24 protein-coding genes and 3 tRNA genes are annotated in these 25,800 nt (G+C 67.5%); 14 read left to right on the top strand and 13 right to left on the bottom strand.

What is annotated here, in order from left to right; all coding sequences use genetic code 11:
• Positions 1–30 precede the first annotated feature (30 nt).
• On the top strand, positions 31–906 hold the full coding sequence (locus AC2ITM_RS10995) for a LysR family transcriptional regulator (RefSeq protein ID WP_486466690.1): 876 nt from the start codon (positions 31–33) through the stop codon (positions 904–906).
• Between the two features lie 113 nt (positions 907–1,019).
• On the opposite strand, the gene AC2ITM_RS10990 is transcribed toward AC2ITM_RS10995, so the two are convergent.
• Positions 1,020–1,103 (bottom strand) — tRNA-Tyr (locus AC2ITM_RS10990).
• 252 nt (positions 1,104–1,355) lie between these two features.
• Between AC2ITM_RS10990 and rlmB the strand changes: the two genes are divergently transcribed.
• The 8 genes from rlmB (at position 1,356) to AC2ITM_RS10950 (ending at position 8,564) form a co-directional block, all read left to right on the top strand.
• Positions 1,356–2,132 (top strand): 23S rRNA (guanosine(2251)-2'-O)-methyltransferase RlmB, encoded by a 777-nt coding sequence (gene rlmB, locus AC2ITM_RS10985; protein WP_486466689.1) that lies wholly within the window; start codon positions 1,356–1,358, stop codon positions 2,130–2,132.
• Positions 2,133–2,334: 202 nt separating this feature from the next.
• Positions 2,335–2,781 carry a CoA-binding protein gene (locus AC2ITM_RS10980; protein WP_486466688.1) on the top strand — a complete coding sequence of 149 codons (447 nt, stop codon included), beginning with the start codon at positions 2,335–2,337 and terminating at the stop codon, positions 2,779–2,781.
• 187 nt (positions 2,782–2,968) lie between these two features.
• Entirely contained in the window at positions 2,969–4,714 is a 1,746-nt protein-coding gene (gene argS / locus AC2ITM_RS10975; RefSeq protein WP_486466687.1) for an arginine--tRNA ligase, read from the top strand.
• 111 nt (positions 4,715–4,825) lie between these two features.
• On the top strand, positions 4,826–5,713 hold the full coding sequence (locus AC2ITM_RS10970) for an SPOR domain-containing protein (RefSeq protein WP_486466686.1): 888 nt from the start codon (positions 4,826–4,828) through the stop codon (positions 5,711–5,713).
• A 4-nt stretch (positions 5,714–5,717) separates the two neighbouring features.
• Positions 5,718–6,713, top strand: a complete 996-nt coding sequence (nagZ, locus tag AC2ITM_RS10965) for a beta-N-acetylhexosaminidase (protein WP_486466685.1) — start codon at positions 5,718–5,720, stop codon at positions 6,711–6,713.
• A gap of 14 nt (positions 6,714–6,727) precedes the next feature.
• A complete protein-coding gene (locus AC2ITM_RS10960) occupies positions 6,728–7,552 on the top strand; it encodes a segregation and condensation protein A (protein WP_486466684.1) in 825 nt (274 codons plus the stop codon).
• Positions 7,545–8,231 (top strand): SMC-Scp complex subunit ScpB, encoded by a 687-nt coding sequence (gene scpB / locus AC2ITM_RS10955; protein ID WP_486466683.1) that lies wholly within the window; start codon positions 7,545–7,547, stop codon positions 8,229–8,231. The genes AC2ITM_RS10960 and scpB overlap by 8 nt, the downstream gene beginning before the upstream one ends.
• 153 nt (positions 8,232–8,384) lie before the next feature.
• Positions 8,385–8,564, top strand: coding sequence for a hypothetical protein (locus tag AC2ITM_RS10950; RefSeq protein ID WP_486466682.1), 180 nt, complete (start codon positions 8,385–8,387; stop codon positions 8,562–8,564).
• Here the strand turns inward: AC2ITM_RS10950 and AC2ITM_RS10945 are convergent, their stop codons facing one another.
• From AC2ITM_RS10945 to AC2ITM_RS10910, 8 genes are all read right to left on the bottom strand, one after another.
• Entirely contained in the window at positions 8,565–9,641 is a 1,077-nt protein-coding gene (locus AC2ITM_RS10945) for a 2'-deoxycytidine 5'-triphosphate deaminase (RefSeq protein ID WP_486466681.1), read from the bottom strand.
• Between the two features lie 107 nt (positions 9,642–9,748).
• Positions 9,749–9,825: transfer RNA gene (locus AC2ITM_RS10940), tRNA-Pro, on the bottom strand.
• A 130-nt stretch (positions 9,826–9,955) separates the two neighbouring features.
• Positions 9,956–10,981 (bottom strand): MerR family transcriptional regulator, encoded by a 1,026-nt coding sequence (locus AC2ITM_RS10935; RefSeq protein WP_486466680.1) that lies wholly within the window; start codon positions 10,979–10,981, stop codon positions 9,956–9,958.
• A gap of 11 nt (positions 10,982–10,992) precedes the next feature.
• Positions 10,993–11,298, bottom strand: a complete 306-nt coding sequence (gene ihfA / locus AC2ITM_RS10930; protein ID WP_486466679.1) for an integration host factor subunit alpha — start codon at positions 11,296–11,298, stop codon at positions 10,993–10,995.
• Positions 11,299–11,410: 112 nt separating this feature from the next.
• Positions 11,411–12,385: a beta-ketoacyl-ACP synthase III gene (locus tag AC2ITM_RS10925; RefSeq protein ID WP_486466678.1), complete on the bottom strand. Its 975-nt coding sequence runs from the start codon at positions 12,383–12,385 to the stop codon at positions 11,411–11,413.
• Positions 12,382–13,515, bottom strand: a complete 1,134-nt coding sequence (gene plsX, locus AC2ITM_RS10920; RefSeq protein ID WP_486466677.1) for a phosphate acyltransferase PlsX — start codon at positions 13,513–13,515, stop codon at positions 12,382–12,384. The genes AC2ITM_RS10925 and plsX overlap by 4 nt, the downstream gene beginning before the upstream one ends.
• Positions 13,516–13,544: 29 nt before the next feature.
• A complete protein-coding gene (rpmF, locus tag AC2ITM_RS10915) occupies positions 13,545–13,751 on the bottom strand; it encodes a 50S ribosomal protein L32 (protein ID WP_486466676.1) in 207 nt (68 codons plus the stop codon).
• Between the two features lie 184 nt (positions 13,752–13,935).
• On the bottom strand, positions 13,936–14,496 hold the full coding sequence (locus AC2ITM_RS10910; RefSeq protein WP_486466675.1) for a YceD family protein: 561 nt from the start codon (positions 14,494–14,496) through the stop codon (positions 13,936–13,938).
• A 121-nt stretch (positions 14,497–14,617) separates the two neighbouring features.
• On the opposite strand from AC2ITM_RS10910, the gene AC2ITM_RS10905 reads away from it, so the two are divergent.
• The 3 genes from AC2ITM_RS10905 to AC2ITM_RS10895 all read left to right on the top strand — a co-directional run bounded on the left by AC2ITM_RS10905 (position 14,618) and on the right by AC2ITM_RS10895 (position 17,890).
• Positions 14,618–15,037, top strand: coding sequence for an outer membrane protein assembly factor BamE (locus tag AC2ITM_RS10905; protein ID WP_486466674.1), 420 nt, complete (start codon positions 14,618–14,620; stop codon positions 15,035–15,037).
• Positions 15,038–15,125: 88 nt separating this feature from the next.
• Complete coding sequence (locus AC2ITM_RS10900) at positions 15,126–15,863, top strand: GNAT family N-acetyltransferase (RefSeq protein WP_486466673.1); 738 nt, start codon at positions 15,126–15,128, stop codon at positions 15,861–15,863.
• Between the two features lie 215 nt (positions 15,864–16,078).
• Positions 16,079–17,890 (top strand): ABC-F family ATP-binding cassette domain-containing protein, encoded by a 1,812-nt coding sequence (locus AC2ITM_RS10895; protein ID WP_486466672.1) that lies wholly within the window; start codon positions 16,079–16,081, stop codon positions 17,888–17,890.
• Here the strand turns inward: AC2ITM_RS10895 and AC2ITM_RS10890 are convergent, their stop codons facing one another.
• The 3 genes from AC2ITM_RS10890 to AC2ITM_RS10880 all read right to left on the bottom strand — a co-directional run bounded on the left by AC2ITM_RS10890 (position 17,891) and on the right by AC2ITM_RS10880 (position 21,312).
• Positions 17,891–18,973 carry an AbrB family transcriptional regulator gene (locus AC2ITM_RS10890; protein WP_486466671.1) on the bottom strand — a complete coding sequence of 361 codons (1,083 nt, stop codon included), beginning with the start codon at positions 18,971–18,973 and terminating at the stop codon, positions 17,891–17,893. It lies immediately after the preceding gene.
• A gap of 140 nt (positions 18,974–19,113) precedes the next feature.
• Positions 19,114–19,187 (bottom strand) — tRNA-Gly (locus AC2ITM_RS10885).
• A 79-nt stretch (positions 19,188–19,266) separates the two neighbouring features.
• Positions 19,267–21,312, bottom strand: coding sequence for an ASKHA domain-containing protein (locus AC2ITM_RS10880; protein ID WP_486466670.1), 2,046 nt, complete (start codon positions 21,310–21,312; stop codon positions 19,267–19,269).
• 429 nt (positions 21,313–21,741) lie between these two features.
• Between AC2ITM_RS10880 and guaB the strand changes: the two genes are divergently transcribed.
• Both guaB and xylB read left to right on the top strand, forming a co-directional pair.
• Complete coding sequence (gene guaB, locus AC2ITM_RS10875; RefSeq protein ID WP_486466669.1) at positions 21,742–23,190, top strand: IMP dehydrogenase; 1,449 nt, start codon at positions 21,742–21,744, stop codon at positions 23,188–23,190.
• A gap of 136 nt (positions 23,191–23,326) precedes the next feature.
• Complete coding sequence (gene xylB, locus AC2ITM_RS10870; protein WP_486466668.1) at positions 23,327–24,781, top strand: xylulokinase; 1,455 nt, start codon at positions 23,327–23,329, stop codon at positions 24,779–24,781.
• A gap of 55 nt (positions 24,782–24,836) precedes the next feature.
• On the opposite strand, the gene AC2ITM_RS10865 is transcribed toward xylB, so the two are convergent.
• The gene (locus AC2ITM_RS10865) at positions 24,837–25,760 is read right to left on the bottom strand and encodes a carbohydrate kinase family protein (RefSeq protein WP_486466667.1); all 924 of its coding nucleotides are present in this window, start codon (positions 25,758–25,760) and stop codon (positions 24,837–24,839) included.
• Positions 25,761–25,800 lie beyond the last annotated feature (40 nt).

Raw genomic sequence — 25,800 nt, 5'->3', positions numbered from 1 at the left:
GTGGCGTTTTCCATATGCAGGGCAGATACCATGGAGCTGCGCCACATCCGCTATTTCCTGGCCGTCGCCGAGGAGCAGAGCTTTACCCGCGCGGCGGAACGGCTGGGGATCGGTCAGCCGCCGCTCAGCCAGCAGATCCGCAACCTGGAGGAGGAGGTGGGCGCGCGGCTGTTCCACCGCCTGCCACATGGGGCCGAGCTGACCGAGGCGGGACGGGCCTTTCAGGCCGAGGTCGCGGCGATGCCGGCGCAGGCGCTGCGGGCCACAGATGCCGCGCGCCGCGCTGATCGCGGCGAAACCGGAGAGCTGGCCTTGGGCTTTACCGGCACCGCGGCGCTGAACCCGGCGGTGCCGCGGCTGATCCGCACCTTCCGGCGGGCCCGGCCCGAGGTGCGCCTGCGGCTGGTCGAGGCGAATTCCATCCTGCTGCGCCGCGACCTGCTGGCCGGGCGTCTGGACGTGGCGATCCTGCGCCCCAGTGCCGATGATCCGCCCGAGATGCGCCTGCGGCCGCTGCTGTCCGAGCCCTTGCTGGCGGCCCTGCCGCGCGGTGTCGATCCGGCGCCGGCCTCGGAGGAGATCGACCTGGCGCAGCTGGCCGGGATGCCGCTGATCCTGACCCCGCGCGAGGTGGGCATCAGCCTGCATGACACAGCGCTTGAAACCTGCCGGGCGGCGGGGTTCGAGCCGCGTCTGGGGCAGCTTGCGCCGCAGATCGCCTCGATCCTGTCGCTGGTTTCGGCCGAGCTGGGCTTTACCCTGGTGCCGCAAACCATGTCGCAGCTGTCGATCGAGAATATCGTCTACAAGCGCCTGCGCGGGCAATCGCCCTGCGTGGTGCTGGCGCTGGCCATGCAGCGCGGGCCGCTGTCGCCGGTGCTGCGCGCCTTCCTGGAGACCGCCTGAGCGCAGGTGGCAGACATGCCGAAACGCGCCCGAAAGCGTGTCATTTCGTCGATTTTTCAGATGTTTGATTTTCTGGATTTTGATCCCACCACTTCCAGACCCGAAGGGGGAAGTGGTGGGCGACCCTGGAATCGAACCAGGCATGGGTCTCCCCGGCGGAGTTACAGTCCGCTGCCGCACCTTGCAGCTCGTCGCCCTGATCTGCGTCGTTCGTTGCCGTCCGTCGCTGACCGTGAGCGGGTATCTACTGGCGGCCTCGGGGGGCGTCAACAGGAAAAATCCGGGAAAGCGGCAGGAATTTTCACGCCCTTGCGTCAGCTTGCAAGAGGCGGCCCTTGCGCGGGGCCACGGCCCCCGGCAGAAGCGCAACTTCGGTGCAGCGCCCGGCGTCTGCACGGGGTAAGGTTGGCAAAACGCCGGGACAGGCCCGGAGGCACAGGACGGAAACGATGAAGAAACCGAAGTGGGTGATCGAGAAGGAACAGGCCAAGCGCGCCTCGTCGGCCGAAACGGTCTGGCTGTTCGGGCTGCATGCGGTGCGCGACGCGCTGGAAAACCCCGCGCGCGTCAAGCTGCGGCTGGTGATCACGAAGAATGCGCTCGACAAACTGGAGGACGTGGTCGCCGCCTCGGGCATCGAGCCCGAGATCTGCGACCCGCGAAAATTCGCGGCGCCCATCGACCCGCAGTCGGTGCACCAGGGCGTGGCGCTGGAGGTCAAGCCGCTGGACTGGGGCCGCATCCCCGATGTCTGCCTGGGCGATGGCACGCGGCCGCCGCGGGTGGTGCTGCTGGACCGGGTGACGGATCCGCATAACGTCGGAGCCATCCTGCGTTCGGCCGAGGTGTTCGGCGCCTGTGCGGTGATCGCGCCGCGCCACCATTCGGCGCCGGAAACCGGGGCGCTGGCCAAGACCGCCTCGGGGGCGCTGGAACGCCAGCCCTACCTGCGGGTGAAGAACCTTGCGGATGCGATCCGCGAACTGCAGGACATGGGCTATGTGGTGCTGGGTCTGGCGGGCGAGGCCGAGGCCACCATCGAGAGCGCCCTGGAGGGTCGTCGCGACCGCCCCGTGGCGCTGGTTCTGGGGGCCGAGGGGCCGGGGCTGCGCGAAAAGACGCGTGAATTCTGCGATGCGCTGGTGCGGATCGATTTCGCCGGCGCCTTCGGGTCGCTGAACGTGTCGAACGCGGCGGCCGTGGCGCTTTATGCCTCGCGGGGGTGAGCGCCGGAGACTGTGGTGAGCGTAACGATTCGTTCACATTCTTATTACAGCCTCTTCAAGTCCGGTACGTTTACCCTAGGTATCGTTCAGAAGCACCGGCCTGGAACGCCGATGTTTCCTTTCACTGTCCCTCGTTCCGCACTGGCGCCCAAGGCTTTCCTTGGGCGCCTTTTTCTTGGGGCAGCCGGGCAGGGAGGGTGCCATGATCACGACGGATGACGGGCTGCGGCAGCTGCTGCGGGAGGTGCGCTGCATCGCGCTGGTGGGCTGGTCGCCGAACCCCGCAAGGCCCAGCAACCGGGTGGCGGCCTTTCTGGCGGCGGCGGGCTATCGGGTGATCCCGGTGAACCCCGGCGCCGCGGGGCAGGTGGTGGCAGGCGAGACGGTCTGCGCGACGCTGGACGAGGTGGCGGCACGGCATGGTGCGGCGGTGGACATGGTCGATATCTTCCGCCGCTCGGAGGCGGTGCCCGAGGTGATGGCCGCGGCGCTGGCGGCGCTGCCGGGGCTGAAAGGGGCCTGGATGCAGCTGGGGGTGGTCAGCGCAGAGGCCGCGGCGATGGCGGAGGCGGCCGGGGTCGGTGTGGTGATGGATCGCTGCCCGGCCATCGACATTCCGCGGCTGTTTCCGGCTGGGGTGCAGCGGTAGGCGCGGGTAGAGCGGCGGACAGGGAAGAGGGGGCTCTGCCCCCGTCTCCTGCGGAGACTCCCCCGAGGTATTTGGGACAAGAAAATGAGCCCGGCGGCGGGAATGCGCAGCCGGGCGCTATCCCTTAGATGCATTGACCTTCGGGATGCGGGTGGTAAACCCGCCCGGAAGCCGTCAGGAAAGCGTTATGAACCTCTTTACCGATATCCGCAGCCTCGTTCTGGACAGCCTCTCGACCCTTCAGGGGACCGGGGATCTGCCGGGCGATCTCTCCTTCGACAATGTTGCCGTGGAGCCGCCGCGAGATGCCGCCCATGGGGACATGGCGACCAATGCCGCGATGGTGCTGGCCAAGCCCGCCGGGATGAAGCCGCGCGACATCGCCGAGAAGCTGGCGGCGCTGCTGGTGGCCGATCCGCGTATCGCGGCGGCCGAGGTCGCGGGGCCGGGGTTCCTGAACCTGAGGTTGTCGACGGAGCTGTGGGGGACGGTCGTGCTGGCGGCGCTGCGCGAGGGCCGGGCCTATGGCCGTTCGGATATGGGGGCGGGCAAGAAGGTCGACGTGGAATATGTCTCGGCCAACCCGACCGGGCCGCTGCATGTGGGCCATACCCGGGGCGCGGTCTTTGGCGATGCGCTGGCGGCGCTGCTGGATTACGCGGGCTATGACGTTACGCGCGAATACTACATCAACGATGGCGGCGCCCAGGTCGACGTGCTGGCGCGGTCCGTCTACCTGCGCTACCTGGAGCAGTTCGGCCGTGAAGTGGCCTTCGAGAACGGCACCTATCCGGGCGATTACCTGATCGGGGTGGGGGCTGCGCTGAAGGCGAAGGTGGGCGATGCCTATGTCGACCAGCCCGAGGAGACCTGGCTGGAGGAGGTGCGCCTGTTCGCCACCGAGGCCATGATGGCGCTGATCCGCGAGGATCTGGCGCTGCTGGGCGTCAGGATGGACGTGTTCTATTCCGAGAAGAGCCTGTACGGCACTGGCAAGATCGAGGCGGCCATCGATAGCCTGCGCGCCAAGGGGCTGATCTATCGCGGCGTGCTGGAGCCGCCGAAGGGCAAGTTGCCCGAGGATTGGGAGCCGCGCGAGCAGACCCTGTTCAAATCGACCGAACATGGCGATGATGTCGACCGGCCGATCATGAAGTCCGATGGGTCCTGGACCTATTTCGCCCCCGATATTGCCTATCACTATGACAAGGTCAGCCGTGGCTTCGACCTGCTGATCGACGTCTTCGGTGCCGACCATGGCGGCTATGTCAAGCGGATGAAGGCCGCCGTTTCGGCGCTGTCGGACGGCGCCGTGCCGGTCGACATCAAGCTGTGCCAGCTGGTGAAGCTGTTCAAGAACGGTGAGCCGTTCAAGATGTCGAAACGCGCCGGCACCTTCATCATGCTGCGCGACGTGGTCGAGCAGGTCGGCCCCGACGTGACGCGCTTCGTCATGCTGACCCGCAAGAATGACGCGCCGCTCGATTTCGATTTCGACAAGGTGCTGGAGCAGTCGAAGGACAACCCGGTCTTCTACGTGCAATACGCCCATGCGCGGGTCTGTTCGGCCATCCGCCGTGCGACCGAGGCGGGGATTGCCTGTGATGATGCGGCGCTGGCGGCCGCCGACCTGTCGGGCCTGACCCACGAGTCGGAACTGAACGTCGCGCGGAAACTTGCCGAATGGCCGCGCCTGGTCGAGATCGCTGCCCGCACCAACGAGCCGCACCGCATCGCCTTCTACCTCTATGAACTGGCCTCGGACCTTCATGCGCTCTACAATCGGGGCAATGAAGAGACCCAGCTGCGCTTCGTGCAGGAGGGCGATCACGACCAGAGCCGCTCCAAACTGGCGCTGGCCCGTGCCGTGGCCGTTGTCATTTCCGCAGGTCTTGCTATCCTTGGGGTGACCCCGGCGGAAGAAATGCGCTGAAAGCCACGCCGCCGGGATCGAGCAGTTCAGGTATAGTGACAGCGAGACCGGGCCAGTTCGAGCCCCGGCGGTTGAGGCGTTATGGCAGATTTCCAGGCAGACGGGCCTTACATGTCCGGCTACGATGATCCCCCCGAACCCGAAAACGGCGGCCGGGCGATGCGACGGGCCGGTGCGGTGCTGTCCCTGGCCATCGTGGCCGGTATCAGTTTCTGGGGCTACCGGATGGTGATCCGGGACGTCTCGGGCGTGCCGGTGGTCAAGGCGATGACCGGCGAAACCCGCCGCGTGCCCGAAGAGGCCGGCGGATCCGAGGCGGAATTCCAGGGCCTGTCCGTCAACCATGTGGCCGAGGGCGGCACCGCAGCCGCGCCGCCCAACAAGGTGCAGCTGGCGCCCGGTCCGGTGGATCTGGGCGATGATGCGCTGACGCCGGAACAGCTGGGCCAGGCCACCGCGCAGGGCAAGGCCGATGCTGCCGCCGCGGCGCAAAAGCCGCAGTCGCTGGAAGACATCGCCTCGCGCATTGCCACCATGTCGGATGACGGCACGACGCCGCTCGATTCCACGCAGGATGCCGCGACGCCCGCGCCCGCAGCCAGCGGATCGGGTGTCGCGGCGGCCGTGCGTCCCAAGCTGCGGCCGACGGTGCTGGCGCCGAACCCGGCTGTGGCGCCTGCGGCAGCTGCGGCCCCGGTGCCTGCCGCCGCCAGCGGCCCGATCGATGTCGCGCCCACGGCCGTGCCGCCGGGCACCTTCCTGGCCCAGGTCGGCGCCTTCGCCAGCGAAGCCATCGCGAAATCCGAATGGGACCGCATCGCCAAGGACTTCTCGATTTACCTGCAGGACCGCAAGCGGGTGATCGAGGTGGCGCAAACCGGCGGCCGGACCTTCTACCGGCTGCGTGTCATGGGCTTCTCGGACCTGTCCGACGCCCGCCGCTTCTGCGCCGCGCTGGTCGCGGGGCGGGTGGACTGCATTCCCGTTCTGACGAAGTAAGAAGATGCCCTTCGGAGCCACGATCCTCGATTCCACGGGGCCGGTCCTGAGCGATCAGGAACGGTCCTTCTTCCGCGAGGCCGATCCTTTCGGCTTCATCCTGTTCGCCCGCCATATCGAGACCGCCGAGCAGGTCCGCCGCCTGTGCGGCGACCTGCGCGAGGCCGTGGGCCGCGACGTCCCGATCCTGCTGGACCAGGAGGGCGGCCGGGTGCAGCGCCTGCGTCCGCCGCTGGGCCGCCAGTGGGACGAGCCGCTGGACTTTGCCGCCCGGGCCGGCGCCCATGCCGAAGAGGCGATGCGGCTGCGCTATGCGCTGATCGCCACCGAGATGCGGGCCCTGGGCATTGATGTCGACTGCGCGCCGCTGGTCGATGTGGCCGAAGCCGACACCCATCCCTTCCTGAAAAGCCGCTGCTACGGCACCGATCCCGCCACCGTCGCCCGCCTGGGCCGCGCCGTGGCCGAGGGGCTGATGCAGGGCGGCGTGCTGCCGGTGGTCAAGCACATGCCGGGCCATGGCCGGGCGCGCGCCGACAGCCACAAGGAACTGCCGCGCGTCAGCGCGCCGCTCGATCAGCTGGATCGGGTGGATTTCGCGCCCTTCAAGGTGCTGAACGATCTGGCCATGGGCATGACCGCCCATATCGTCTTCGAGGCGCTGGACCCGGATCTGCCGGCCACCCTGTCGCCCGTCGTCATGCAGGCGATCCGCAACCGGATCGGGTTCGACAACCTGATCATGACCGACGACATCTCGATGAAGGCGCTGAGCGGCGGGATGGAACGCATCGCCGAGGAATCCCTGGCTGCGGGCTGTGACGTGGTGCTGCTGTGCAATGCCGATTTCGCCGACCGCGTGCGTGTCGCCGCCGCCGCGGGCCGCATGACGCCTGCCGCCCAGGCCCGGGCCGACCGTGTCATGGCGCTGCGCGGCCCGGCCCCCGATCTTGACATATCGGCGATGGAGGGCAGGCTGAACGCCATCCTCAACGGATAGGCAGGCCGCACCCCATGAGCGATCCCGATGACGAAGACTTTGCGTCCCGCGATGCGGGCGACCCGCCGCTGTCTGTCGCCGAACGGCTGGCGGCCGAGGCGCTGATCGTCGATGTCGAGGGCTTCGAGGGGCCGCTGGACGTGCTGCTGACGCTGTCGCGGACGCAGAAGGTCGACCTGCGCAAGATCTCGGTCTTCAAGCTGGCCGAGCAGTACCTGGCCTTCGTCGAACGCGCCAAGTCCCTGCGGATCGAACTGGCCGCCGACTACCTGGTCATGGCGGCCTGGCTGGCCTTCCTGAAATCGCGCCTGCTGCTGCCCCCCGATCCCCAGGAAGAGGGCCCCTCGGGCGAGGAACTGGCCGCCCATCTGGCCTTCCAGCTGGAACGGCTGCAGGCGATGCGCGATGCCGCCGCCCGGCTGATGGCGCGCGACCAGCGGGGGCGTGACTTTTTCGTGCGCGGTCTGCCGGAAAGCGTCACCCGGATGCGCCGGGTGGTCTATTCCGCCAACCTGCTGGATCTGATGCAGGCCTATGCCCGCATCCGCACCCGCGACGAATTCCGCCCCTTCGTGATGGACCGCGACAATGTCTTTACCATGGAACAGGCGCTGGACCACATGCGCGGCATGATCGGCTTTGCCGGGACCTGGACCGATCTGGCCTCCTACATGCCGGTGGGCTGGGACGGCGACGGGATGCGCCGGCGTTCGGTGACGGCCGCGACCTTCGCGGCCTCGCTGGAACTGGCCAAGCAGGGCCAGATCGAGATCCGCCAATCCGACACGTTCGCACCGATCCAGCTGCGCCGAAAAGAGGGCCGCAAGACAGATGGCTGACACCCCCGACGCGCCCGCGCAGGCGCAGCAGATCCCGCGGGACAGCCTGTTCGAGGCCCCCCCCATGGCCGAGCAGGAACGCATGGCCGAGGCGATCCTGTTCGCCTCCTCCGAGCCCGTCGGCCTGACCGAGCTGACCGCCCGGATGCCCCATGGCTGCGATGCCGCTCAGGCGCTGGTGCATTTGCAGCGCCGCTACGAGGGGCGCGGCGTCCGTGTCGTGCGCGTGGGCGAGGCCTGGGCGATCCGCACCGCGCCCGATCTGGGCTATCTGATGCAGAAGGAAACGGTCGAGCAGCGCAAGCTGTCGCGCGCCGCGATCGAGACCCTGGCGATCATCGCCTACCACCAGCCCGTCACCCGCGCCGAGATCGAGGAGATCCGCGGTGTCACCGTGTCGCGCGGCACGGTCGACCAGCTGCTCGAGATGGAGTGGATCCGCTTCGGCCGCCGCCGCATGACGCCCGGCCGTCCGGTGACCTTCGTGGTAACGCCGGGCTTCCTGGATCACTTCGGCCTGGAAAGCCCGCGCGATCTGCCGGGGCTGAAGGATCTGCGCGCCGCGGGCCTTCTGGACAACCGCCCGATCCCCGGCCGCGAAGAGGTCGAGGACGAGGATCCCGAGGACGACGCCCCCGACATGTTCGAGGACGAGGATTTCCCCGAAGACGAGGCCTGACACGGGCGCGTCGGGCGCCCGGTCCTGCCTGGCCTGTGATGCCGCGCCGGGGGCATTCCGTCCCGGGTCCCGGGCAGGCCTGACCGTTGGGTTTGGCGATGACTCCCGTATAGAGTGTGCTATCCTGCCCTCATCCGGGGCAGGGAGGCGCCTATGAACCGTCTGATCACCATGCTGCTGCGACGTCTGTTCGGCCAGGCGCTGAACAAGGGCATCGACCACATGGCGGGCGACAGCCCCGAGGGCCGCAGGCGCGCCCGCCAGTCGAAACAGATGGCCCGCCGCGCCCGTCAGGCGCAGCGGATCATCCGGTTGATCTCGAAGGGGCGGTGATCAGGCGCGGAAGTGCTTGGCCAGCTTCAGGCCCTGACCCTGGTAGTTCGACGCGATGCCCGCGCCATACAGCGTCTCGGGGCGTTCGGACATGCGTTCATAGACCAGACGGCCGACGACCTGACCGTGTTCCAGCACAAAGGGCGCCTCGTGGCAGCGCACCTCAAGCACCCCGCGCGAGCCTTGCCCGCCTGCCTCGGCATGGCCAAAGCCCGGGTCGAAGAAGCCCGCGTAATGGACGCGGAATTCACCCACCATGGCCAGATAGGGGGCCATCTCGGCGGCGTAATCGGGGGGGATGGTGACGGCCTCGCGGCTGACCAGGATGTAGAAGGCGCCGGGATCCAAGATGATGCTGCGGCGCGCATCGGTGCGCACGGCTTCCCAGAACTCGCGCGCGTCATAGGCGCCGATCCGGTCCAGGTCGATCACCCCGGTATGCGGCTTGGCGCGATAGCCCACCAGACCGTCCTGACCGGGCCGCAGATCGACGGAAAAGCCCAGGCCCTGCTCGATCACCGGCAGGCCGTCGACCAGCGGCGTGGTGGCGTGCAGGGCGCGCAGCGCGTCATCGCTCAGCCGGGCCTCGCCGGCGCGGAAGCGCACCTGGTTCAGCCGCATCCCCGGCCGGACCAGAACCGAGAAACTGCGCGGGCAGATCTCGGCATAAAGGGGGCCGGTGTAGCCTGCGGGAATGCGGTCGAATTCGGTGCCGCCATCGGTGATCAGCCGGGTCAGCAGATCCAGCCGCCCGGTCGAGCTTTTGGCATTGGCCATGGCGGCGACGGTCTGCGGCAGGGCCAGCGATTCCATCAGCGGCACCACGTAGACGCAGCCCTTTTCCAGCACTGCGCCCTGGGTCAGGTCGACCTGGTGCATCTCGAATTCCTGCAGCCGCTCGGCGACGGTGCGGCCCTGACCCGCCAGGAACGAGGCCCGGACCCGCCAGGCGCGCGTGCCAAGCCGCAGGTCGAGGCTGGCGGGCTGCACCTGGGCTTCGGTGATGGCCGGGGTCGCGGCGATCTCGCCACGGGACACCATCTGCTTCAGGGTCTGGCTTGGCAGGATACCCGTCATGTTGCCTCCTCGGGTCGCGATGCGACTGCTTTAAAAGACGAAAGGCCGCGAGGGAAGCACCCACGCGGCCTTTTGTGTAGTCCCCTTCGGATCAAGCCGGAGAGTTTTGGTCGGGCTAGCAGGACTCGAACCTGCGACCTTCCGTCCCCCAGACGGACGCGCTACCAGGCTGCGCTATAGCCCGACTTGATGAAGCGGTTTCTACCTTATCTGAGCGCGAGCACAAGGGCTTTTTTCGACTTTCTTCTTGCGCTGCCGCAAGGGAATGCAAAGAGAGATTTATTCAATGGCCAGAAGGCCTTGTGAAACAGGCTTCAGACCGCGAACGGCAGCTTGCGGCACAGGTCCAGGGCCTGTTCGGCCTGGCCGGCGGGCAGGGGGCGGGCGCGCTGCGCCAGAAGGCGCAGCAGGCCATCGGCGACCGGCAGGGCATCGTTCGGCGGATCGGCGGGAACGGCGGCCAGAGCCGCGTGAAGCTGCTGCAGGCGGTCCGGGCCGGTGTCGGTGCTGTCGAGGGCCATCGGCCCATCGCCTTCGGGCTGTCCCAGATGGGCGGGGAAGGTGATCGGGGCCAGCATCTGTGCTTCGGGATCTGACGGGGGCAGATCGCGGGCTGCATCGGCCTCTGCCAAGAGAGCGCCGGCGGTTTCCGCCTCTGGCACCGGTGCGTCCTGAGCATCGCCTTCGGGGGCGTTTGTGAGGGGCTCCGGGTCGGCAAGGGTTTCGCCTTCGGGGGCTGTCGCCTCGGCACTGGGGTCGTTTGTGAGGGGCTCCGGGCCGGCAAGGGCATTGCCTTCGGACGCGGTCGCCTCGGCACTGGCATTGCCCGGCTCCAGATCGGCAGGGGCGTCGCCTTCAGGCGCGGTTGCCTCTGCATTGGCCTCGTTTGTGAGAGGCTCTGGGGCAGAGGTGTTGCCTTCTGGGGGGGGCAGGTCGGCACCGGCATCGCCTGGGGGCACCGCCGCATCGGGTGCCTCGGCTGGCAGGTCGTCGATCGTGGGGGGCGTTTTCGGGCCGGGCCCGCTAAGCGGCGGAACCTCGGGGTCCAGCGGAACGGCAAGGTCCCCCAGGGGCTGCGACAGCGCCGAGACATGCCCGACCCCCTTGTCGCGCAGCATCTTCTGCACGCCCTTGATGGTCAGGCCTTCCTCGTGCAGCAGCCGCTTGATACCGCCCAGCAGCTCCATGTCTGCGGGGCGGTAATAGCGCCGCCCGCCCGCGCGCTTCACGGGGCGGATCTGGCTGAACTTGCTTTCCCAGAATCGCAGGACATGCGCGGGCGTATCCAGCCAGTCCGCGACTTCACTGATGGTCCGGAAGGCGTCCGCGCTCTTGCTCATGGCGGGGACCTTCAGTCGTCCTTGTTGCCCGCAGCAACACGCTCTTTCATCAGGTGCGACGGGCGGAAGGTCAGGACCCGCCGGGGGTTGATCGGCACCTCTTCCCCGGTCTTCGGGTTGCGGCCGACACGCGCCGCCTTTTCCCGGATCGAGAAGGTCCCGAAGGACGAAATCTTGACCTGTTCGCCCCGGACCAGAGCGTCGGACATGTGGTTCAGCACGGCTTCGACCAATTGGGCCGAGTCGTTCCGGGACAGTCCGACCTCGCGAAACACCGCTTCGCTGAGGTCCATCCGGGTTAAAGTCTTCTCACTCATGCGAAGTCCCCTTCTGGTTGTGCACAGCTTAGTCGCGGTAAATTTTACAAGTCAATAACAACGCCCTGCTGCTTTTACGTAAAGCAGCGGGAAGAGGGCAGCCGGTGACACTTTACCAGCGGATCACGACCGATCCCCAGGCCAGACCGCCGCCGATTGCCTCAGTTACGAGCAGGTCGCCGGTCTTGATCTTGCCTTCGGCCACCCCCACCGACAAGGCGAGGGGAATCGATGCCGCCGAGGTGTTGCCGTGATCCTGCACCGTGACGATGACTTTCTCCATCGGCAGGCCCATCTTCTTGGCAGTGCCCTGGATGATCCGGATATTGGCCTGGTGCGGCACGATCCAGGCGACATCATCTGCCGTCAGGCGCGCCTTGGCCAGGCAGGTCTCGGCGGTTTCGCTCAGCTTGGACACCGCCTGCCGGAACAGGGCGTTGCCCTGCATCCGCAGCTTGCCTGCCTCGCCCGAGGTCGAGACCCCGCCATCGACATAAAGCATCTCGCGGTAGCGGCCGTCCGAATTCAGGTCGCAGGCCAGGATGCCGCGGTCCTGCGGGTTGCCAGAGCCGTTGCGGGCCTCCAGCACCAGCGCGCCGGCGCCGTCGCCGAACAGCACGCAGGTCGCCCGGTCGGTCCAGTCCATGATACGAGAGAAGGTCTCGGCGCCGATGACCAGAACGCGCTCGGCCTGGCCCGACAGGATCAGCCCGTTGGCATTGGTCAGCGCATAGATGAAGCCCGCGCAGACCGCCTGGACGTCGAAGGCAAAGCCCTTGGTCATGCCCAGGCCCTGCTGCACCATCGTGGCGACAGACGGGAAGGTCAGGTCGGGGGTCGAGGTGGCAACGACGATGGCGTCGATGTCATCGGCCTTCAGCCCCGCCATCGCCAGCGCGCGTTCGGCAGCGATCACGGCCATCTGGGACGTCGTTTCGTCCTCGGCGGCGAAATGGCGCCGTTCGATGCCGGTGCGGGTGCGGATCCATTCGTCGGACGTGTCGAGTGTCTTTTCGAATTCGCTGTTCGGTACGATTCGTTCAGGCAGGTAGTGCCCGATGCCGATGGCTACTGCGCGAAGTGTCATTCAGTTCCCGTCCCTCGTTCCGCGGCATCCTGTGCCAGCGAAACGGCGGTTGCAACCCGTGCCGCGATCTTGTCCTGGAAACCGGACTCGACCAGCTGATAGGCCAGCTTGATGGCGGCGGAAACGCCGGTGGCATCGGCGGATCCATGCGACTTTACCACCGGGCTGTTTAGCCCCAGGAAGACGCCGCCGTTGACCCGGCGCGGGTCGATGCGTTTCTTCAGGCGCCGCATCGAGGTCAGCGCCAGCAGCGCCGCGATCCGCGACAGCGGCGAATACTGGAAGGCCTCTTTCAGCAGATCGCCGATCAGCGAGGCCGTGCCTTCGCCGGTCTTCAGCGCGATGTTGCCGGTGAAGCCGTCGGTGACGATGACATCACAGACATCGCCCGGAATGTCGCCGCCCTCGACGAAGCCGACAAAGTCGAAATTCGCCGCTTCGGCGGATTTGCCGATCAGCTCCTGCGCCAGCTTCAGCTCGGCGCGGCCCTTGTGCTCTTCGGTGCCGACGTTCAGCAGCCCGACGCGCGGCCGGGCCAGGTTCAGCCCGTTGCGCGCGTAAGAGGCGCCCATCAGCGCGTATTGCAGCAGGTCCTTTTCATCGGCGCGGATATCGGCGCCGACATCCAGCATGACGTTGAAGCCCTGCGGATTGCGCGACGGCCACAGCACGGCGATGGCGGGGCGGTTGATCCCCGGCAGCTTGCGCAGGCGCAGCATCGACAGCGCCATCAGCGCCCCGGTGTTCCCGCAGGAGACGCAGATCTGCGCCTCGCCCGCGCGCACCGATTCGAGCGCCGACCACATCGAGGTCTGCTTGCCCTGGCGCACCACCTGGCTGGGTTTGTCATGCATTGTAACGACATCGGAGGCGTGGCGGATGCTGACCCTGTCGGCCAGGTTCCGCTTGCGCGCCACCAGTTTCTCCAGCTCGTCCTGAGGACCGTGAAGAATGAAGTCGATGTCGGGATTCATATGCGCAGAGCGCGATAGACCGGCAACAACAGTTGCCGGCCCGCGGTCGCCGCCCATGGCGTCGACAGAAATGACGATACGGCCGCTGGAGGCGGTGGTCGTATTCGGCTTCGCGATCTCGTCAGAATTAGCTGACGGATGGTGCGTCACGCTCATCTCGTCCGACCGTCCTCCTGGGCTTCGGCTTATGCCGCGTCTTCGTCCAGGTCGACTTCGTTGGCCATGGCAACGACTTCACGGTCGCCATAATGGCCGCAGGAGGGGCAGACGTGGTGCGGACGCTTGAGTTCGCCGCAGTTCGAGCACTCGTTCGGGTTTGCAGCCGTCAGTGCGTCATGTGCGCGGCGGTTGTTGCGGCGCGACTTGGAGACTTTGTTCTGTTGGACAGCCATGTCACAACCTATCAATTCGGGGGCCGGGGCGCTGATCATTCAGACACCCGGGCCCGGTTTCTCGTGGATGCGAGGCTCTTAGTCGGACAGGCCCGTCGCATTCAACCCCAAATTCGGATGAAGGCGCGAAAATACTGCGAAATCGTCCTTCCGCAAGCGATTCGTTGCCGCGCCTCCGGCCGGTTCACTCGTCCTCGCTGGCCTTGCCGCCCTTCAGCGCCATCAGCTTGCCCAGGCCCGCGAAGGGTTTCGCGTCCTCGTCGGTCATCGCCTGCTGGCCCGGTTCGGTAAAGGTCGTTTCATTCAGCGACGCATCGTCGGCCCGCGGGTAAAGCGGCACGGCCAGGGCCAGCGCCTCGATCATCACGGCGGCCGGGTCGATATGGCTGCCCAGCAGTTCCAGCGTCTCGTCCTCGGGCATCTCGATCTCGTCGCCGGTGGCGGCCTCGTCGGGCAGCTCGGGGACAAAGCGGCGGCTGACGGCCTCGTCGATGCGGGTGGTTACCGGCTTCAGCGTGATCGAGCAGGGCTGCACCACGGTCGCGCCCAGCATGGCCTCCAGCAGCCAGTCCTTCTTGCCGACCGCGCGCAGCGTGCCGGTGAACGACAGCTTGCGCAGGTCCGACAGTTCCAGCTCCAGCGCCAGTGCTGCAAGATCGGCCTTCTCGGGGCGGATCTCAAAGCCGGTCGGGCGGGTTCGTGCCAATTCCGCTACGGCAAGTCTATGGTCGGAAAAGCCTGTCATGGCATCCTTTCTTGAACAGCCTGCGTTCCTTTTGTAAGCGAGGTAGAAGCCTGTGGCAGGAAAGACAAGAGGGGCAGAGATGGGTCTTACTAGGAACCGGGCGGGAGCGTGCGCCGTTCTCGTGGTGGTGGCTGCCCTTGCGGGCTGCACGCCGCTCTACCGCAATCACGGCTTCGTGCCGGATGCGGCGGCCCTGCAGCAGATCACCGTCGGCAAGGACACGCGGGAAACCGTGGCGCGCACGATCGGCCCGCCGACCACATCGGGCATGCAGGACGACAGCGCCTTCTACTACGTCCGCTCGCGCGAGCGGACCTTCGGCGCCGCCCGGCCGCAGATCGTCAGCCGCGAGATCGTCGCCATCGACTTCGACAAGAAGGGCGTGGTGTCGAACATCGAGACCTTCGGCCTGAAAGATGGCCAGGTGGTGGCGCTGGATCGCCGCGTGACGGACGAAGGCGGCCGCGACCATACCTTCCTGCGTCAGCTGATGACCAACCTCGGCAACTTCAACGCGGCAAGCGTTCTGGGCACCGAATAAGTCCCGGCGGGGCCTTGCCGGCGTCACGGCGCGGTCACATCTGGAGGGTAGGGAACGGCAACGTGTCCCTGCCGCCCGGAGCCGCCCCATGAGCCAGCCTGCCGTGCCCCGCTACCTTGCCCGTCCTGCCCGGGACGAGGCCGACCTGCTGGCCGCCCAAAGGCTGCGGGCACGGGCCTTCTTGCCCGGACAGGCGCAAGATGCCCGCGATGCCGATGATTTCGACGCCCTGTGCACCCATATCCTGATCGAGGACCGCCGTGACGGCAGCCTGGCGGGCTGCTTTCGGATGTTGCCGCTTTCGGGGGCGGAGATCGGGCGCAGCTACTCGGCGCAATACTACGGCCTTGCCGCACTCGAGGCCTTCTCGGGCCCGATGGTCGAACTGGGCCGCTTCTGCATCGAACCCGGCCGCCGCGATCCCGACATCCTGCGCACGGCCTGGCGCGCGGTCACGGATCATGTCGATGGCCACGGGGTCGAGCTTCTCTTCGGCTGTTCCTCCTTCAAGGGCACGGATGCCGAAGCCTATCTGGATGCCTTTACCCTGTTGCGGGACCGCCACCTGGCACCCCGACGCTGGCTGCCCCGGGTCAAGGCGCCCCGTGTCTTCCGCTTCTCGCGTCTGCTCCGCCGCCCGCCTGATTCGAAGCGCGCGATGCAGATGATGCCCCCGTTGCTGCGCAGCTATCTGGCGATGGGCGGCTGGGTCAGCGACCATGCGGTGGTGGACCCTCAGATGAACACGCTGCATGTCTTCACCGGGGTCGAGATCGCCGCCATTCCACCGGCCCGCAAGCGCCTGTTGCGCGCGGCGCCGGCCTGAAACCGCAGATCCCGTGGATGCCGGCGCAGGGGGCTCTGCCCCCGCCGCTCCTGCGGAGCGACTCCCCCGACATATTTGGGGAAAGATGAAAGAAGGGACGGGTTCCCCGTCATCTGGCCGTAAATACTCCGGGGGAGGCGCGGCGCAGCCGCGGCGGGGGCAGAGCCCCCCCAACCCCGCTTGACGCGGACGTTACGCCTGATTAGCTGCGCGCCATGGCACAGACACCGCTCCTCCAGCTTTCCGACATCGCGCTCACCTACGGTGGCGATCCCATTTTCGACGGGCTTTCCCTTGCCGTCCAGCCCGGCGACCGCGTGGCGCTCGTGGGGCGCAACGGCTCGGGCAAGTCGACCTTGATGAAGGTCATGGCCGGCCTCGTTGAGGCCGACCGCGGCGAGGTCGTCACCGCCCCCGGCACCACCGTCGGCTACATGGAGCAGGAGCCCGACATGACGGGCTTTGCCACGCTCGGTGATTTCGCCATGGCGCGGCTGGACCCGTCCGAGCAGTACAAGGTCGAGATCGCCGGCGAGGGTCTGAAATTCGACCCCGCCCGCCCGGTCGAGACCGCCTCGGGGGGCGAGCGGCGGCGTGCGGCGCTGGCGCGGCTGATGGCCGAGGCGCCGGAACTGATGCTGCTCGATGAACCGACCAACCACCTGGATATCGAGGCCATCGCCTGGCTGGAAAGCGAGCTGTCGCAGACCCGGGCGGGCTTCGTGCTGATTTCTCACGACCGCGCCTTCCTGCGCAACCTGACCCGCGCGACGCTGTGGATCGACCGCGGCCAGGTGCGCCGGCAGGAGAAGGGCTTTGAGGATTTCGAGATCTGGCGCGACAAGATCTGGGAAGAGGAAGACATCGCCCGCCACAAGCTGGATCGCAAGATCAAGGCCGAGGCCCGCTGGGCCGTCGAGGGCATCAGCGCCCGGCGCAAGCGCAACCAGGGGAGGGTGCGCAACCTTGCCGCCCTGCGCGAGGAACGCTCCAGCCAGATCCGCCGCAAGGGCACGGCGGCCATGGCCTTCGACAGCGGTCCGACCTCGGGCAAGAAGGTGATCGAGGTCACGGGGCTTGAAAAGGCCTATGGCGGCAAGCAGATCGTCTCGGGGTTCGACCTGCTGGTGAACCGCGGCGACCGCATCGCCTTCGTGGGTCCGAACGGCGTCGGCAAGACCACGCTGATCAAGATGCTGATGGGCCAGGAGGCCCCCGATGCCGGCGAGGTCAAGCTGGGCACCAACCTGATCCCGGCGATCTTCGACCAGTCGCGCGCGCAGCTCGATCCCGAGATGACGCTGTGGGAAAGCCTGACCGGCGACAAGGACATGCGGGTTTCGGGGCAGGCGGACCAGGTGATGGTGCGCGGCACGCCCAAGCATGTCGTGGGCTATCTGAAGGATTTCCTGTTTGACGAGGGGCAGGCGCGGGCGCAGGTCAAGTCGCTGTCCGGCGGCGAGAAGGCGCGGCTGCTGCTGGCCAAGCTGATGGCGCGGGAATCGAACCTGCTGATCCTCGACGAACCGACCAACGACCTCGATGTCGAGACGCTCGACCTGCTGCAGGAACTGCTGGACGATTACGACGGCACGGTGCTGCTGGTCAGCCACGACCGGGATTTCCTGGACCGGGTGGCCTCGACCACCATCGCGATGGAAGGCGACGGGCGGGCCACGGTCTATGCCGGCGGCTGGTCCGACTACCAGGACCAGCGGCAGGAGCGCCTGGCCGAGACCCGGCCGAAGGCCGCGCCGAAGGTCGAGGCGGCGAAACCCGCCCCCAAGGCGAAGAAATCCGGCCTGTCCTTCACCGAAAAGCACCGCCTTGAGGAACTGCCTTCGGTCATGGAGCGGCTGGAGGCCGAGATCGCCAAGCTGCAGGATCTTCTGGCGCAGCCGGACCTCTACAGCAAGGAGCCGGTGAAATTCGCCAAGGGCACCGAGATGCTGACGCAGCGCCAGGACGCGCTGTCGAAGGCCGAAGAGGAATGGCTGGAGCTGGAAGAGAAGGCGGCCGGGGCCTGATCAGTCCCGCGGGCGCGGCTGGCTGACCCAGCCGCGCTTGCGCACATAGACCAGCGAGGTCGTGGTCAGCAGGATCCGGAACAGGTGGTGCAGCGTCACCACCGCCGGGTTCGCGTTCAGCGACAGCGCCACCAGGGCCATCTCGGTCACGCCGCCGGGGGCGAAGCTGACCAGCAGCACATCGACATGCTGGCCGTGCATGAAGGGGGCCAGGGCAAAGGCCATGGCCGCCCCGATCCCCAGCATCAGCAGTGTCGATGCCAGCGACAGCCCCGCCGCCCGCAGCAGCATCGAGGCCTTCAGCCCGGCAAAGCGGCAGCCGAGGCTGGCGCCGATCATCACCTGGCACAGGCAGATCAGCCAGCCCGGGGCCTCGATGGTGATCAGCCCGGTCAGGTTCAGCACGCCCGCCAGGATCATCGGCCCGATCAGCTGCGAGGCCGGGATGTGCAGGCGGCGGAACAGCATCACCCCGGCGATCGAGGCGGCAAAGACCAGTGGCACCGCCCAGGGGCCGGGGGGCGTGCTGTTCAGCGACACGCCCGCGGCCGAGCCCACCGGATGGCCGTACCAGATCGACAGACCCACCGGCAGCAGCGTCACCACCATGATCACCCGCAGGAACTGCTGGATCGCCAGCAGGCGGATGTCGCCGCCGGCTTCCTCGCCCTGGATCAGCGCGTCGATCATGCCGCCGGGGGCGCCGGCGAAATAGGCGGTCGGGCGGTCATAGCCGCCCAGGCGGTGGAACATCTGAAAGTTCAGGTACTGCACCACCGGCACGAAGATCACCAGCGCCAGCAGCGACAGCAGGTATTGCGGCATCTGTGCCACCACATCGACGGTCATCTTGGCGCCGATGGCGGCACCGATCACGCCGATGAAATAGCGCCGGATGCTCTCGGGGTAGGCATAGCCCGGCGGCAGGATCCGCGGCACCAGCCCCGTCACCAGCGCCACCATGAACAGCGACCCCAGCATCCAGGGCAGCGGCACATGCAGATGGCTGGCGATCCAGCCGCCGATGCCGCCCAGCAGGCACAATCCGATGGCAAGCGGCAAAGAGCGGAGGAATGTCGTCAAGGCAGACCCTTCGGGCAGAGGCAATCAAAGAGGGGAAGGGCGCCGGGCCCGCCCGCAAGATCGCCCCGCAATGCGCCGGACACAACCGCGAATAACCCCGAAGGGATGCAGCTACGCTTTTGCTTTCAAAGGGGAATATCTGGAGCGGGTAGCGGGAATCGAACCCGCGCGTTCAGCTTGGGAAGCTGACAGGCTACCATTACATCATACCCGCCGCGACGCTTTCGGATCTAAGCGACGGCCGCGGTGTCGTCAAGACGAAACCTGCGGCCGCCGTAGCGGCAAGCGGCGCCTCAGCGCGGGCGCCGACGCCGGGCGCGGCCGCCGCCCTCGGCGCCGCCGCTGTTGAAGCTGACATCGGGCAGGGGGGTTCCCTGACGCAGCAGGGTGAACGGGTCGGTGGCATGGGGGATGGCGTTGGCATTGACGAAATGGGTCTGGAACGCGGGGGCGATGGCGGTCTCGATCTTGGCGATGCGGCGGACGTTGTCCTCGATCAGGTGGCGGGCATCGATGTCGCACAGCGCGATGCGTGCACCGGTCCCCGCGGCATTGCCGGCCGAGGTCACATGATCGAGCGGCACGTCGGGGATCATCCCCAGCACCATGGCATGTTTGGCCGAGATATGCGCGCCGAAGGCCCCCGCCAGCACCACGCGGTCGACGTGATCGACGCCCATCTCGTCCATCAGCAGCCGCGCCCCGGCATAAAGCGCCGATTTTGCCAGCTGGATCGCCCGGATGTCGCCCTGGGTGACGCTGACCAGCGGGCCGCCGGCGGCAGTGCCGTCATGCAGCACATAGGCATGGGTGCGGCCCTCGGGGATGCAGCGGGCGGTGCCGGTCTGCTCGGCCGAACCGATCAGGCCCGAGGCATCCAGCACGCCCGCCATGCGCATCTCGGCCACGGCCTCGATGATGCCCGAGCCGCAGATGCCGGTGACGCCGCCCTTGCCCACGGCCTGGTCGAAACCCTCTTCGGTCGACCACAGGTCGCAGCCGATCACCTTGAAGCGGGGTTCCTTGGTGGCGGGGTCGATCTCGACCCGTTCGATGGCGCCGGGGGCGGCGCGCTGGCCGGAACTGATCTGGGCGCCCTCGAAGGCGGGGCCGGTGGGCGAGGAGCAGGCAAGGACGCGCGTGGTGTTGCCCAGCAGGATCTCGGCATTGGTGCCCACGTCGATCACCAGGACCAGGTCCTGCGATTTCTCGGGCGCCTCCGACAGCGCCACGGCGGCGGCATCGGCGCCCACGTGGCCAGCGATGCAGGGCAGCACATAGGCGCGGGCACGCGGGTTGATGGTGGTGAAATCCAGCGCCCGCGCGGGCAGCGACAGCGACGAGGAGGTGGCCAGCGCAAAGGGCGCCTGACCCAGTTCCACCGGGTCGATCCCCAGCATCAGGTGGTGCATCACCGGGTTGCAGACCAGCACCGCCTCGACGATCAGCGCCGGATCGATGGCGGCCTCCTCGGCCAGCGCCTTCGCCAGATCCGAGAGCGCCTCGCGCACGGCCTTCGTCATCTCGACATCGCCGCCGGGGTTCATCATCACGTAGGAAACGCGGCTCATCAGGTCTTCGCCGAAGCGGATCTGCGGGTTCATCAGCCCCGACGAAGCGGTGACGGCGCCGGTGCGCAGGTCGGTCAGATGCGCGGCGATGGTGGTCGAGCCAAGGTCGATGGCAAGGCCGTAGAGGCCGTCTTCCTGCAGGCCGGGCCAGATCTCGATCGCGCGGGGGGCGGCGCCGGTGTGGTCCTTGTGGACCGCGACGGTGACCTTCCAGTCGCCCTTGCGCAGCACCGGCTGGAGTTTCGCTAGGAAGCTGAGATCGGCGGTCAGCCCCTCGACCTGCCACTGCGTTGCCAGCGCCTGGGAAAGGCGTTCGAAATCGCCGGAGGGTTCGTGCATGTCGGGTTGGGCGACCTCGACGAAAAGCAGCCGGGTTGCGGGGTTCATGTGGATGGCGCGGGCATCGGCGCGCTTGCGGATGACCTGCTTGTGGACCTGGCTTTCGGGGGGCACGTCGATGACGATATCGCCCATCACCTGGGCCTGGCAGCCCAGGCGGCGGCCGGGTTTCAGGCCGCGCTTGTCGTCGTAGCGCTGTTCGACCGCGTTCCAGGCCGAGAGCGCGTCCTGCTGCACATGCACGCCGTGCTTGGGGAAGTCGCCATAGCTGGGGGTGATCTGGCATTTCGAGCAGATGCCGCGGCCGCCACAGACGGATTCGAGATCGACCCCGAGGCTGCGGGCGGCCTGCAGGACGGGCGTGCCCTTCGGGAAGCGGCCGCGCTTGCCCGAGGGGGTGAAGATGACCAGGGGGTCCTGTTCGCTCATGCCGGATGTCCTTCGCTGCGTGGCCCTTTGGGGCGCTTTGGCGGCAACTTAAGCGGGGGGGCGGCGAAGGGAAAGGGCAGACCCGGGGCGCCGGGCGATGGAGGGGGGCAAGGGGGGCGCTGCCCCCGTCAGCCTGCGGCTGCCTCCCCCGAGGTATTTGGGACAAGAAAATGAGGGGCGGGGTCGGAAAATGAGGGGCGGGGTCGGAAAAGGGAGGGGCGGGGTCGGAAAAGGAGGGGTGGAGGTGGGGGAAGGCGGTGCCGGTGCGGGCGGGCCAAACCCCTTGCGTATCGGATGGATCGGCGGTGGCGTCCAGTGCCCGCACCGCACAGGGTGATGTGCGGGGCGGCGGGGCCGCTTTTCGGCTTTCCACCCCGGCGAAGTCATGCAATAGGGGGGCGCCAAGTGAACTTGCCCATGGAGTGACCAATGGAGATTCGCGAGGCTCTCACCTTCGATGATGTTCTGCTCGTACCTGCTGCCTCTTCGGTTCTGCCGTCGACGGCCGATACGCGCACGAGGGTCACCAGGGCGATTTCCCTGAACATCCCGCTGCTGAGTTCGGCAATGGACACGGTGACCGAGGCCCGCATGGCCATCACCATGGCCCAGGCCGGCGGCATCGGTGTGATCCACAAGAACCTCGATACCCTGAAACAGGCCGAGGAAGTCCGCCGCGTGAAGCGGTTCGAGAGCGGCATCGTCTACAACCCGGTGACGCTGACCCCCGATCAGACCCTGGCCGATGCCAAGGCGCTGACCGAACGCTACGGCTTTTCGGGCTTTCCGGTGGTGGACGAGAACAAGCGCGTCGTCGGCATCGTGACCAACCGCGACATGCGGTTCGCCCAGAAGGACGAAACCCCGGTGCGGGTCATGATGACCACCGAGAACCTGGCCGTGCTGGTGGAACCCGCCGACCGGGCGCAGGCGATCGCCATGATGCGCGAACGTCGGATCGAGAAGCTGCTGGTGACCGATGGCAACGGCAAGCTGACCGGCCTGCTGACGCTGAAGGATACCGAAAAGGCCGTGCTGAACCCCACCGCCTGCAAGGATGACCTGGGGCGGCTGCGGGTGGCGGCGGCGACCTCGGTCGGGGATGCGGGGTTTGAACGCTCGGCGGCGCTGATTGATGCGGGGGTCGACATCCTGGTGGTGGATACCGCCCATGGCCATTCGCGCGGCGTGATCGATGCGGTGAGCCGCATCAAGGCGTTGTCGAACAATGTGCAGATCATCGCCGGCAACGTGGCCACCGCCGCGGCCACCCGGGCGCTGATCGATGCGGGGGCGGATGCGGTCAAGGTCGGTATCGGCCCTGGCTCGATCTGCACGACGCGGATGGTGGCGGGCGTGGGTGTGCCCCAGCTGACCGCGATCATGGATTGCGCGAAGGAAGCGGGCGACGTGCCGATCATCGCCGATGGCGGCATCAAGTTCTCGGGCGACTTTGCCAAGGCGATTGCGGCGGGCGCGTCCTGCGCAATGGTCGGCAGCATGATCGCGGGCACCGACGAGGCGCCGGGCGAGGTGATCCTGTACCAGGGCCGTTCGTTCAAGTCCTACCGCGGCATGGGCAGCCTGGGCGCCATGGCGCGCGGTTCGGCCGACCGCTATTTCCAGAAAGATGCTGCCAGCGACAAGCTGGTGCCGGAAGGCATCGAGGGTCAGGTGCCCTACAAGGGCGCGGCCGGCGCGGTGATCCACCAGCTGGTGGGCGGTCTTCGCGCGGCCATGGGCTATACCGGCAATGGCACGATCGACGAGATGCGCAAGAACTGCAATTTCGTGAAGATCACCAATGCGGGCCTGTCGGAAAGCCACGTGCATGACGTGCAGATCACCCGCGAAAGCCCGAATTATCGTATCGGTTAACTGCCGAACGCGTACTAGACTTTCCGGCGCGAAGCCGCAATCTTCCGAACCGACTGGACGGGCGCCCTCTGGGGCGCCCGTGCCGTTTGGGAGGGGTCCCAAGGGGGCCTGGAAACTGAATTTGGGAGAGGTCGTCATGGCCAATGCACTGGGGCTTGACCTGGGAACGTCGGGGCTGCGCGCCCTGCTGATGGCAGAGGATGGCCGCGTCATCGCCTCGGCCGCGCAAAGCGCCGTGGCGACCAATCCGCATCCCGGCTGGTCCGAGCAGGATCCGGCGCAATGGGTCGCGGCGCTGGAGGCCTCGATGGCGGAGCTGGCGAAGGGCCATCCTGATGCCATGGCCGAGGTGGCGGGGATCGCGGTCTCGGGGCATATGCATGGGGCGACGCTACTGGATGGGGCGGGCGCGGTGCTGCGCCCCTGCATCCTGTGGAACGACACCCGCAGCCATGCCGAGGCGGCGGAGCTGGATGCGATGCCGGCGTTCCGGGCGCTGTCGGGCAATATCGTCTTTCCGGGATTTACCGCGCCCAAGTTAAAGTGGGTTGCGAAGAACGAGCCGGAAGTTTTTGAAAAGACGTCGAAGGTTCTGCTGCCTGCTGCCTATCTGAACTATTACATGACCGGCGATTTCGTCAGTGACATGTCGGATGCGGCGGGCACGGCCTGGCTGGATTGCGGCGCCCGCGACTGGTCCGACGACCTGCTGGCCGCCACGGGCCTGTCCCGCGCGCAGATGCCCGCGCTGGTCGAGGGCTGCGCGGTCGCGGGCCGCCTGAAGCCCGAGCTGGCCGATCGCTGGGGGATCCCGCGCAGCGCGGTCGTGGCGGGCGGGGCGGCGGACAACGCGGCCTCGGCCTGCGGCACCGGATCCCTGGCCGAGGGCGAGGGCTTCGTCAGCCTGGGCACCTCGGGGGTGCTGCTGGCGGCGCGCGATGGCTACCACCCCGAGGCCGCGAGCGCGCTGCACACCTTCTGCCACGCGGTACCGGGGCAGTGGTACCAGATGGGGGTGATGCTGTCGGCGACTGACAGCCTGAACTGGCTGTCGCGGATCACCGGGCTGAAGCCCGCCGCCCTGACGGCTGAACTGGGCGATCTGGCGGCGCCCGGGCGGGAACGCTTCCTGCCCTATCTGGCGGGCGAACGCACGCCGCATAACGATGCCTTCATTCGCGGCGCCTTCACCGGGCTGGGCAGCGACACGACCCGCGCCGACATGACCCGCGCCGTGCTGGAAGGCGTGGCCTTCGGTCTGCGTGATTCCGCCGAGGCGCTGCGCAGCGCCGGGGCGCGGCTGGGCCCGCTGCTGATCATCGGCGGCGGATCGGCCTCGGCCCATTGGGTCGAGATGATCGCGACAGTGCTGGGCCTGCCGATGATGCTGCCGAAGGCGGGGGAATTCGGTGCGGCCCTGGGGGCTGCGCGGCTGGGCCTGATCGCGGCCACCGGGGGCGATCCCACGGCGCTGATGACCCGCCCCGAGATCGGCCGCACGATCGAACCGAAGGCCGCGCTGGTCGATGCCTACGAGGCCGCCTACCAGAAGCACCGCGCCGCCTATCCGGCGATCCGCAGCATCCAGTAAAACATCAACGGGCCCCAACAGGGGCCCGTTTTCTTTGCAGAAAGTCCGCTTGGCCTTATTCGGGCACTTCGGCGCGGAAGGGTGGGTTGGCCCCGGCACGCGACACGGTGACGGCCGCCACGCGGGCGCCGAAATCCAGCGCCTGGGACAGGTCTTCGGGGCTGATCGTCTGCAGCGCCTCGCGGCTGAGCATCCCCAGCTCTTCCAGGCGGAACAGCAGGCCCGCGTTGAACGTGTCGCCCGCGCCCACGGTGTCGACGACCTGCGCCTTGCGGGCGGGCACCAGCAGTTCCTGGCCGCGCAGCAGCGCCAGCACGCCGTCGGCGCCGCGGGTCACAACGGTGATCGCCTGGGGCGCCAGCGTCGCCGCCTTTTCCGCCAGCGAGCCCAGGCCCGGGCGCAGCCACTCCAGGTCCTCGTCGGAAATCTTGACGATGTCGGCGCGCGCCAGCATGCCTTCGAGGCGGGCGCGGAAGGCGGCTTCGTCGCGGATGAAGCCGGGGCGGATGTTCGGATCGACCATCACCACGCGGTCGGCAGGCGCGGCCTTGCACAGCGCCGCATAGGCCTCGGCGCCGGGTTCGACGGCCAGCGAGATGCCCCCGAAGTAAAGCGCCCTTGCCGCATCCGGGATCGCCGGCAGGTCGGCTGCGGTGATCATCCTTCCGGCCGAGTTCTCGTCATAGAAATCATAGCTGGCCTTGCCGTCGACCAGGGTCACGAAGGCCAGCGTCGTCGGCAGGTTCAGCCGCACCAGCAGGTCGGTTGACACGCCCGCCTGCGCCAGCGCATCGGCCAGGCGGTTGCCGAACAGGTCCGTCGAGATCCCCGACAGCATCGCGCAATCCGCCCCCAGACGGCCGAGCGCGATCGCGGTGTTGAAGATCGCGCCGCCCACCAGTGGACGGAAGGCGATGTCGCCCTCGGTGCTGGTGCCGGGGATCATGTCAATCAGGGCTTCGCCGCAGCAGATGATCATGGGGTCCTGTCCTCCCGCGAGGGTGTTAGCGTTATCCGGA

The sequence above is a fragment of the Pseudooceanicola sp. NS-SX9 genome, assembly GCF_057380705.1.
The sequence above is the reverse complement of the archived record's forward strand: the minus strand, read 5'-3'. Positions and strand labels throughout refer to the sequence as shown.